Origin of the sequence: Streptomyces sp. CoH27 (assembly GCF_020181035.1) — a bacterium.
Lineage (GTDB): Bacteria > Actinomycetota > Actinomycetes > Streptomycetales > Streptomycetaceae > Streptomyces > Streptomyces camelliae.
This window is the reverse complement of sequence record NZ_JAIQYY010000020.1, coordinates 212,488-220,374: the sequence shown is the minus strand read 5'-3', so window position 1 is coordinate 220,374 and position 7,887 is coordinate 212,488. Positions and strand designations below refer to the sequence as shown.

Annotated in this window: 5 protein-coding genes; 3 read left to right on the top strand and 2 right to left on the bottom strand. The window is 67.6% G+C overall.

Annotated features, from left to right (window positions below; translation table 11 throughout):
• Positions 1 to 72: 72 nt before the first annotated feature.
• The gene (locus tag LE548_RS31400) at positions 73 to 2,361 is read right to left on the bottom strand and encodes a transglycosylase domain-containing protein (protein WP_225100385.1); all 2,289 of its coding nucleotides are present in this window, start codon (positions 2,359 to 2,361) and stop codon (positions 73 to 75) included.
• Positions 2,362 to 3,147: 786 nt separating this feature from the next.
• Here LE548_RS31400 and LE548_RS31395 point away from each other — a divergent pair.
• From LE548_RS31395 to LE548_RS31385, 3 genes are all read left to right on the top strand, one after another.
• Complete coding sequence (locus LE548_RS31395; protein WP_225100384.1) at positions 3,148 to 3,831, top strand: PadR family transcriptional regulator; 684 nt, start codon at positions 3,148 to 3,150, stop codon at positions 3,829 to 3,831.
• 43 nt (positions 3,832 to 3,874) lie between these two features.
• Positions 3,875 to 4,957 (top strand): inositol-3-phosphate synthase, encoded by a 1,083-nt coding sequence (locus LE548_RS31390; RefSeq protein WP_225100383.1) that lies wholly within the window; start codon positions 3,875 to 3,877, stop codon positions 4,955 to 4,957.
• Positions 4,958 to 5,059: 102 nt separating this feature from the next.
• Entirely contained in the window at positions 5,060 to 6,319 is a 1,260-nt protein-coding gene (locus LE548_RS31385; RefSeq protein WP_225100381.1) for an MFS transporter, read from the top strand.
• A 74-nt stretch (positions 6,320 to 6,393) separates the two neighbouring features.
• Here the strand turns inward: LE548_RS31385 and LE548_RS31380 are convergent, their stop codons facing one another.
• A complete protein-coding gene (locus LE548_RS31380; RefSeq protein WP_225100380.1) occupies positions 6,394 to 7,836 on the bottom strand; it encodes a CCA tRNA nucleotidyltransferase in 1,443 nt (480 codons plus the stop codon).
• Between the last annotated feature and the right edge of the window lie 51 nt (positions 7,837 to 7,887).

Here is a 7,887-nt window from a genome sequence, read left to right as displayed (position 1 = left end):
GGCATCCGCTGGGGCGGACGCCCCCTCGCCGCCGCGGCCTGAACGACCCGGCGAACCTATGCGGTCAGAGCACTAGCCGCCGGTCTGGCCCGCGAAAATGCCTCCGTTGCCGTTGCCTCGGGTGCCGCCACCACCGGTTGTATCCGTCGGATTGGGCGACGGAGAAGTTCCTCCGGTGGTGCCACCCGTGCTCGTGCCACCGTTGCCGTTGCCACCATTGCCGCCATTGCCGTTACAGGGGTTGCCCCAGTTCCACTGGCAGGTGTCGCTCGTCGACGGCGAGGGGGACGGGGACGCCGCGCTGGGCGACGGGCTCGGCGACGCGCTCTGCGTCGGGCTCGGGGTGATGCTCGGAGTCGGGGTCGGGGTCGGAGCGCCCGCCTCGTCCTGGACCTTGCCGATGTCCGTGGCCTGCGGGAAGCCCTGGTCATTGGCGTTCTTCAGCGCGGCCTTCATGTACTCGGTCCACACCGATGTCGGGATGTCACCACCGTGGATCGACGCGACGCCGGCCGTGCCGTTCATGGACAGCAGCTCATGGTCCTTCGGGTTCTCACGGAACATCGCCACCGAGGTGGACAGCTGCTGGGTGTAGCCGACGAACCAGGCCGACTTGTTGCTGTCCGTGGTGCCGGTCTTGCCCGCCGCCGTACGGCCCAGGGCCTTGGCGTTCTCACCCGTACCGTTCTGGATCACGTTCTGCAGGACGTCCGTGACGTTGTTCGCCACGTTCTCGTCCATCGCCGGGGTGACCTTCGGCTTGGTGAAGCCCTGCACTTCCTGACCGTCCTTCTTCACGGAGGTCACCGAGTACGGGTCCGCGTGCTGGCCGGAGGCAGCGAACGTCGCGTACGCGTCGGCCATACGGATCGCGCTCGGGGTCGAGGTGCCGATGGCGAAGGACGGGTTGAGCGTCGAGAAGCTGTCGCCGAGGATTCCGGACGCCTTGGCGACGTCCCGGACCTTCGTCAGTCCCACATCCACACCGAGCTGCACGAACGGCGTGTTGATGGACTGCTCCATCGCCTTGCGGAGGGTGATGTACCCCCACTTGTATTTGCTCTCGTTGTTCTGATAGAAGGGCGAATTGTCCTTGTTGAGGTAGTACGACCCATCTGGCTTGAACACCTTGAGGTGGTCGTCGCCGTTGTACTTGCTCAGCGGGGAAAGACCCTCCGGTTCTGTCTTGTAGGTCCCGTACTGCATGGCCGCGGCGAGCACGAACGGCTTCCACGTCGAACCGACCGGGACACCTGCGGTGTCCGCGTTGTTCGTGAAGTGGCCGTTCTCGTAGCCGTCACCGCCGTAGAGGGCGACGATCGCGCCGTCCTTGGGAACCACCGACGCCGCGCCGAACTGGACATACTTGTCCAGGTCACGGTGTTTCGGGTCGAGGCGGTCCTTCTGGACCTTCTTCACGGCCGCTGCCAGCTCGTTGACCTTGTCCTTCTGGAAGGTCGTCCGGATCTGGTAGCCACCCTGGTCGAACTGCGTCTCGGTGATGTCCGAGTGCGCGAGGACGTACTTCTTCGCCGTGTCCACCAGGTAGCTGATCTGGCCCGTCATGCCCTTGGTCGCCTTCCGGCCGTCGGGCATGGGGTACTGCTTGATGGCCTCCTGGTACTGGGCGTCCGTGAGGTGGTGGTCGTTGTGCATCTGCTGGAGGATCCATCCCCAGCGGTCCTGCGAGCGCTTGGTGTTGGCCTGCTGGGTCGCCGACTTGTCGAAGTCCGGGTTGCCGGCCGGGTCGAAGTACGTCGGGCCCTTGAGTAGCGCCGCGAGCACCGCGCACTCGCTCGGCGTGAGGTCCTTCGCGTCCTTGCCGTAGTACGTCTGCGCCGCCGCCTGGATCCCGTAGGCACCCCGGCCGAAGTACGAGGTGTTCAGGTAGCCCTGCAGGATCTGCTGCTTCTTGAGCTTCGTCCCCACCTTGATGGAGATGAACATCTCCTTGAACTTACGGGTGACGGTCTGTTCCTGGCTCAGGTAGGTGTTCTTCACGAACTGCTGGGTGATCGTGGAACCACCCTGGGTCTGGCCGCCCCTCGCCATGTTGACCAGGGCGCGCAGGAGACCCTGGGGGTCGACACCCGAGTCCTGGTAGAAGCTCTTGTTCTCGGCCGAGATCACGGCCCACTGCATCGCCGCGGGGATCTGGTCGATGCCGATGTTCTGCCGGTTGACGCCGGTGCCCGTGGCCACCATCTGCGTGCCGTCGGCCCAGTAGTAGACGTTGTTCTGCGATTTGGCCGCGTCGTTCTCGTTGGGGATCGAGACCATCGCGTAACCGATGCCCGCCACCGCCACCAGGCTTCCGATGAAGCCGATGAACATGCCTGTCACGAGCTTCCAGGACGGCATCCAGCGGCGCCAGCCGTACTTCCCGGACCGGGGATAGTCGATGAGTCTCTTCTTGCCGGGTGCGGTCGTCGCGCGGCCCCTGCCGCGCCCGGGACCGCTGGGACCGCCCGGACCGCCACGCCGGGCCCCTGAGCCCGTGTTGTCGCCGCCTCTGCGGCGGCCGCCTCTCTGCGCCGCCCGGCGGGCCTCGGCACGGCTGCCGTAGGGACGCTCCTCACCTCCCGGAGCACTGTCCGACCCATAGGAACTGGGCCCATAGGAGTCGGAAGAAGATCCGGTGGCGCCACGCGGCGCCGCACGGCGGCCGGAGGACGAGCCGGACTGGCCACGTCGGGCCGCGGCACGTCCGCCTCCCTGCGGCTGCGGCGGTTTGCGACGGTGCTCGCTCATCGAACGATTACTCCTCGGGCAGGCGCACCCGTGCGCGCCTGGAACGGCGGCTGGTTTCCGGTCCCCCCGGAGTACGGATGTGGTCGGTCCTGCATTCACCCGTACTGCACCGGGGACGATGACGCTCCCCAGACGTCACTCGGTTCCCGGCGATGTGCATGCCGCACAGACTACGCATCGCCAAAACCCGTCGAGCCCCGAAGTTCACCCCCAAAACAGGCAACTTGCATCGTATGAATCGGTGATGTGATCCCGTTCACCGTCGTCCCTCTTGTCGCCTGCCGAAGGCCGTTCTATCGTCGTGATGTATCGAGTCGATACATCAGCGCGAGATAAAGACGCTGAGAGGCACGGCGAGACCCGCGGGAGCGACTGCGGGACCGAGAGGAGGCGACGATGAGCCGACGTTCCGGCATCCTTGAGTTCGCCGTGCTCGGCCTGCTGCGCGAGTCCCCGATGCACGGCTATGAGCTGCGCAAGCGCCTCAACACGTCCCTGGGGGTGTTCCGTGCGTTCAGCTACGGGACCTTGTATCCCTGCCTCAAGACGCTGGTCGCGAGCGGCTGGTTGATCGAGGAACCGGGCAACACCCACGAGGACGCCCTCGCCGCTCCGCTCGCCGGGCGCCGCGCCAAGATCGTCTACCGGCTGACGGCGGAGGGCAAGGAGCACTTCGAGGAACTGCTTTCGCAGACCGGCCCCGACGCGTACGAGGACGAGCACTTCGCCGCGCGGTTCGCCTTTTTCGGTCAGACGTCGCGCGATGTGCGCATGCGCGTGCTGGAGGGTCGGCGCAGCCGCCTGGAGGAGCGCCTGGAGAAGATGCGTGCCTCGCTGGCGCGCACGCGTGAGCGCCTCGACGACTACACACTTGAGCTCCAGCGCCACGGGATGGAGTCCGTGGAGCGCGAAGTGCGCTGGCTGAACGAGCTCATCGAGAGCGAGCGGGCCGGGCGGGACCTGAGGGGTTCCGCGTCCGGGGGGTCCGCTCAACAGGACACCACCACTGGATCGACGGGCGGCCTGCCCCGTACCGGGGAAACCCCCCGGACGGATACGCCCGGCGACACCGCCACGTGAGTCCCAGTCAGGGCCTCACTCGTACACACAGGGAGCAACCGGAATGGGTTCGGTTCGCGTAGCCATCGTCGGCGTGGGCAACTGCGCCGCGTCGCTGGTGCAGGGAGTCGAGTACTACAAGGACGCCGACCCGGCGTCCAAGGTCCCCGGCCTGATGCACGTGCAGTTCGGTGACTACCACGTGCGCGACATCGAGTTCGTCGCCGCGTTCGACGTCGACGCCAAGAAGGTCGGCCTCGACCTCGCGGACGCGATCGGCGCCTCCGAGAACAACACCATCAAGATCTGCGACGTGCCCAGCACCGGTGTCACGGTCCAGCGCGGCCACACCCTCGACGGCCTCGGCAAGTACTACCGCCAGACCATCGAGGAGTCGGACGCCGAGCCGGTCGACATCGTCCAGATCCTGAAGGACAAGCAGGTCGACGTCCTGGTCTGCTACCTGCCCGTGGGCTCCGAGGACGCGGCGAAGTTCTACGCCCAGTGCGCCATCGACGCCAAGGTCGCCTTCGTCAACGCCCTCCCGGTCTTCATCGCCGGCACCAAGGAGTGGGCGGACAAGTTCACCGAGGCCGGTGTGCCGATCGTCGGTGACGACATCAAGTCCCAGGTCGGCGCCACCATCACGCACCGCGTCATGGCGAAGCTGTTCGAGGACCGCGGTGTCATCCTGGACCGCACGATGCAGCTGAACGTCGGCGGCAACATGGACTTCAAGAACATGCTGGAGCGCGAGCGCCTGGAGTCCAAGAAGATCTCCAAGACGCAGGCCGTCACCTCCCAGATCCCCGACCGGGACCTCGGCGAGAAGAACGTCCACATCGGCCCGTCCGACTACGTGGCGTGGCTGGACGACCGCAAGTGGGCATACGTCCGCCTTGAGGGCCGCGCCTTCGGTGACGTCCCGCTGAACCTTGAGTACAAGCTGGAGGTCTGGGACTCCCCGAACTCCGCGGGTGTCATCATCGACGCCCTGCGCGCCGCGAAGATCGCCAAGGACCGCGGCATCGGCGGCCCGATCCTGTCGGCGTCCTCGTACTTCATGAAGTCCCCGCCGGTGCAGTACTTCGACGACGAGGCCCGCGAGAACGTCGAGAAGTTCATCCGCGGCGAGGTCGAGCGCTAAGGCGCCGAAGCGACCGCTCGCACGCAAACGCTCCTGCCAGGGCTGTGAAGGTCCCCGGGTTTCCCGACCCGGGGACCTTCCGCATATGTGAGGCTGGGGCGCATGCCCGTCGTGCGTGACCTGCGCGTCCTGCTCCGTCTTCGGTACTTCCGACGCCTGCTCTGCGTCCGTCTGCTGTCCCAGGGCGCCGATGGCGTCTACCAGGTCGCGCTCGCCGCGTACGTCGTCTTCTCCCCGGAGAAACAGACCACGGCCGCAGCGATCGCCTCGGCGATGGCCGTGCTGCTGCTCCCCTACTCTCTGGTCGGCCCCTTCGCGGGCGTCCTGCTGGACCGCTGGCAGCGCCGGCAGGTCTTCGTCCACGGCAATCTGCTGCGCGCCGCGCTGGCCGCGATCACGGCCGTACTGATGGTCAGCCATGTCCCGGACTGCCTCTTCTACGTCTCCGCCCTGTGCGTCACGGCCGTCAACCGCTTCATCCTCGCCGGCCTGTCCGCGTCCCTGCCCCGCGTGGTCGACACCGAGCGCCTGGTGCTGGCCAACTCTCTGTCCCCGACGGCCGGCACCCTCGCCGCGACCGCCGGCGGCGGCCTGGCCTTCGCCGTACGACTGGTGGCGTCGGGCTCCGCTGCCGCGGTAGTCCTGCTGGGCGCGTTCCTCTATCTCAGCGCGGGCCTGGCCTCCCTGAGCCTGCCACGGGCGCTCCTCGGCCCCGACCGGCAACCGGCGCGGCCACGGCTGCGCAGCGCACTGGCCGAGACGGCACGGGACCTGGTGGCGGCCGTACGGCACCTGGCGGCACCGCGACGCAGGCAAGCCGCCTGGGCACTGACCGCGATGACGCTGATGCGCTTCTGCTACGGCGCCCTCCTGGTCCTGCTGCTCATGCTATGCCGGTACGCCCTCTCCAGCAGCCCCGAGGACGGGCTCCGGCTGCTCGGGCTGGCGCTCGCGGTCTCGGGGGCGGGATTCTTCGCAGCGGCCGTGATCACGCCCGGGGCGGCGGGACGGCTCGGTCCCGGTCGCTGGATCGTGTCATGCTCCGCTGCGGCCGCCGTACTGGAACCCGCTCTCGGTCTCCCCTTCACCATCGGACCGCTCCTGGTCGCGGCCTTCGTGCTGGGCCTGATCACCCAGGGCGCCAAGATCGCCACCGACACGATCGTCCAGGCTTCCGTCGACGACGCCTTCCGCGGCCGGATCTTCTCCGTGTACGACGTGCTCTTCAACGTGGCATTCGTCGGCGCGGCGGGAGTGGCCGCCCTGATGCTTCCACCGGACGGCCGCTCGGCGCTTCTGGTGATCCTGGTCGCCCTGATCTATGGCGGGGTCGCCGCGGCCTTGGCGCGATGTTTCACGTGAAACAGCCGACCCGGCCATGCGGCACCGACGGGCGATGTTTCACGTGAAACATCGCCATCCCGCTTCGGCAGAGATCAGCTCTGCGCGGCCCACCATTCCTTGAGCGCCGCCACCGCCGCTTCGTGCTCCATCGGCCCGTTGTCCAGACGCAGCTCCAGCATGTGCTTGTACGCCTTGCCGACGGCGGGGCCGGGGCCGACGCCCAGGATCTCCATGATCTGGTTGCCGTCCAGGTCCGGGCGGATCGCGTCCAGCTCCTCCTGCTTCTGGAGCTGGGCGATGCGCTCCTCCAGGCCGTCGTAGGCCCGTGACAGCGCGGCCGCCTTCCGCTTGTTCCGCGTGGTGCAGTCCGAGCGCGTCAGCTTGTGCAGACGGCCCAGCAGCGGGCCCCCGTCCCGGACGTAGCGGCGGACCGCCGAGTCCGTCCACTCCCCGGTGCCGTAGCCGTGGAAGCGCAGGTGGAGCTCGACCAGCCGCGAGACGTCCTTCACCAGTTCGTTGGAGTACTTCAGGGCGGTCATGCGCTTCTTGGTCATCTTGGCGCCGACCACCTCGTGGTGGTGGAAGGAGACCCGGCCGTCCTTCTCGAAGCGGCGTGTGCGCGGCTTGCCGATGTCGTGCAGCAGCGCGGCCAGCCGGAGCGTGAGATCGGGGCCGTGCTGCTCCAGCGCGATCGCCTGCTCCAGGACGATCAGCGTGTGCTCGTAGACGTCCTTGTGCCGGTGGTGCTCGTCCCGCTCCAGGCGCAGCGCCGGAAGCTCGGGCAGCACATGATCGGCGAGCCCGGTCTGTACGAACAGGGACAGGCCCTTGCGGGGGTACGCGGAGAGGAGCAGCTTGTTCAGCTCGTCACGAACCCGCTCGGCGGAGACGATCTCGATGCGTCCGGCCATCTCCGTCATCGCGGTGACGACCTCGGGGGCTACCGCGAAGTCCAGCTGGGCTGCGAACCGGGCGGCCCGCATCATCCGCAGCGGATCGTCCGAGAACGACTCGTCGGGGGTGCCCGGCGTACGTAGCACCCGGGCCGCGAGATCCTCCAGGCCGCCGTGCGGGTCGATGAACTCCTTCTCCGGCAGTGCCACGGCCATCGCGTTGACCGTGAAGTCCCGGCGGACCAGGTCGTCCTCGATGGAGTCGCCGTACGACACCTCGGGCTTGCGCGAGGTGCGGTCGTACGCCTCCGACCGGTACGTGGTCACCTCGATCTGGTAGCCGTCCTTCTGTGCGCCGACCGTACCGAAGGCGATCCCGACCTCCCAGACGGCGTCCGCCCAGGGACGCACGATCTTCAGTACGTCCTCGGGGCGGGCGTCGGTGGTGAAGTCCAGGTCGTTGCCGAGCCGGCCGAGCAGCGCGTCACGCACCGATCCGCCGACCAGGGCGAGGGAGAATCCCGCCTCCTGGAATCGACGGGCGAGATCGTCGGCGACCGGGGCCACCCGCAGCAGCTCAGCGACCGCGCGCTGCTGCACCTGGCTCAGGGCAGAGGAAGTGTCTTCGTTGGGGTTCGGCACAACAGAAAAGGGTACGTGCCCCGGCGACCAGGGGTGTCCTCGATTTCTTCC

Excerpts from the sequence above, each read along its gene's own strand:
- LE548_RS31400 (WP_225100385.1), bottom strand. The coding sequence starts at position 2,361 with ATGCCGTCCTGGAAGCTCGTGACAGGCATGTTCATCGGCTTCATCGGA.
- LE548_RS31395 (WP_225100384.1), top strand. The coding sequence starts at position 3,148 with ATGAGCCGACGTTCCGGCATCCTTGAGTTCGCCGTGCTCGGCCTGCTG.
- LE548_RS31390 (WP_225100383.1), top strand. The coding sequence starts at position 3,875 with ATGGGTTCGGTTCGCGTAGCCATCGTCGGCGTGGGCAACTGCGCCGCG.
- LE548_RS31385 (WP_225100381.1), top strand. The coding sequence starts at position 5,060 with ATGCCCGTCGTGCGTGACCTGCGCGTCCTGCTCCGTCTTCGGTACTTC.